Source organism: Burkholderia sp. LMG 13014 (assembly GCF_905232215.1).
Classification (GTDB): domain Bacteria; phylum Pseudomonadota; class Gammaproteobacteria; order Burkholderiales; family Burkholderiaceae; genus Burkholderia.
In genome coordinates this window covers 1-1,688 of sequence record NZ_CAJNKE010000904.1, presented here as the reverse complement: position 1 = coordinate 1,688, position 1,688 = coordinate 1, and the positions used below count along the sequence as shown (strand labels likewise).

2 protein-coding genes and 1 pseudogene are annotated in these 1,688 nt (G+C 70.4%); all 3 read right to left on the bottom strand.

Going from position 1 to position 1,688, the window contains the following annotated elements:
• Positions 1-203 precede the first annotated feature (203 nt).
• Complete coding sequence (locus tag JYJ84_RS36000; protein ID WP_175222846.1) at positions 204-719, bottom strand: SRPBCC family protein; 516 nt, start codon at positions 717-719, stop codon at positions 204-206.
• A 44-nt stretch (positions 720-763) separates the two neighbouring features.
• The gene (locus JYJ84_RS35995; RefSeq protein WP_122944625.1) at positions 764-1,396 is read right to left on the bottom strand and encodes a DUF1571 domain-containing protein; all 633 of its coding nucleotides are present in this window, start codon (positions 1,394-1,396) and stop codon (positions 764-766) included.
• Positions 1,393-1,688: pseudogene (locus JYJ84_RS35990) on the bottom strand (quinol oxidase); the annotation flags it as partial. The pseudogene JYJ84_RS35990 and the gene JYJ84_RS35995, both read right to left, overlap by 4 nt.

Here is a 1,688-nt window from a genome sequence, read left to right as displayed (position 1 = left end):
CGCGCAATTCGCGGGCCAGGACGCCGACGTGCTCGTGCGCCTCGAGGCCGATCTCGACGTGCTCGTGCGCGTACGCGTGCCGGGACACCGGTGTCCATCCGTCGGTGAACGCGTCGCGCTGGTGGTGGATGGCGCGGTGATGGCATACGCGCGCTGAGCGGCGCGGCCCGCCGCTCAACGCTTTCGCGCGCGTTCACAGGCCATCAGGCATCCGCGCAGTCCGCATCCGGCAACGGCCGGAAGGTCCGGCCCTCCGTTTCGACGGCCGCACCCAGCAGCCGCGCGAGCCCCTTTGCGCCTTCGCGCATCACGACGTCGTGATTCCACCGGAACAGCGGGCGACCGAGCGGCTCCAGCCGGTTCATCCAGCGCACGTGCGTGCGGATGTGCCAGTCGTAGCGCACGATCGTGCGTGCGCCGTCGGCGATGAACGACCAGCACCCGTCGCCTTCGATCGCGCCGCTCGCGCGGCCTTCGAGCACATGCGGCGGCTCGACGCGGCGCACGCGCATGTCGAAGGCCAGCCGGTACGGCAGCGCCCCCTTCCACGTGTACCGGTGCAGCGCGCCGACGCCGCGCGCGTCGCCCGGCTCGATCTCGACGGTGCTCACGGCGCCCTTCCACCAGCCGGGCCAGCGGTCGACCTGGTAGATCGCGTCCCACACCACCGCGAGCGGCGCGTCCACGCGCCAGGTCGTCGAGAACCGGTATTCCGCCATGCAGCCTCCGGCCTGCCCGTCAGGGGCGTGAGTCAGCGCACCGCTCAGGGCGCGAAGAAGCGCTCGGGAAACGCGACGTCGATCTCGACGTCGTCGAGCGTCACGGTTTCGAGCGGCACGTCGTCATCGTCCGAGAAGCTGACGACCTTCAGCGGAAAGCCGTCCTCGGTGTCCAGCCACAGCCGGTAACGATGGACGCCATCGACCGCGTGCGCGGGCGCGCCCGTGACCGACACGCGCAGCGCGGTCCGGCCGCCGACGGCCTCCTCGCCTTCGGTCACCGTCGCGCCGCCTTCCTGCAGCGCATGGACGTTGCGCAGCAGTTCGCCGACGTCCGACCGGTCGACCCGGTGGCCGCTGCGGTCGCGCACGAGCGGATTGGACGGCGACAGCGTCAACGCGGGCGGCGCGTGCGCGCCGAACGGGCGCAGCCGCACCTTGCCGTCGCCGGGATCGTAGGCGAGCACCGCGCCGTGATGCGGCGACACGAAATCCATCCGGACGAAGCCCGGCTTCAGGTACGCGTAGCGGAATTCCGTCCGTTCGCCGCTGCGCGCCGACGATCGGATCGTCGCGCGGTACGAGTGGACGTGGTCGAAATGCGCCTGCGCGACGGTCACGGGATCGGCGGTCATGCTCGCTCCTATCAGGCTCGCGGCCAGCAACGCGGCGATCACGGCGCCGCCTCGACATCGAGCACGCCTTCCATCCCGCGCTCGCGATGGCTCCTGAAAAACAGCAGCCGATGCGTGCAATAGTAGGCGAACCGGCCCGGCTGCGTGGGCGTGAAGCGAAACGTCTTCGGCGTCGTGCCGAGCTCGGTGTGCACTGCGATACCGGCCTGCGGCGCGTCGATTTCGAAGCTGTGCGGCACCAGGCCGGGTTCGATCGACACGGTCAGCTCGACCGGCAGGTGTGCCCGCACGATCACGTGGTTCGGTCGGAAGAAATAGCTGCCGCCGACGATCG

Excerpts from the sequence above, each read along its gene's own strand:
- JYJ84_RS36000 (WP_175222846.1), bottom strand. The coding sequence starts at position 719 with ATGGCGGAATACCGGTTCTCGACGACCTGGCGCGTGGACGCGCCGCTC.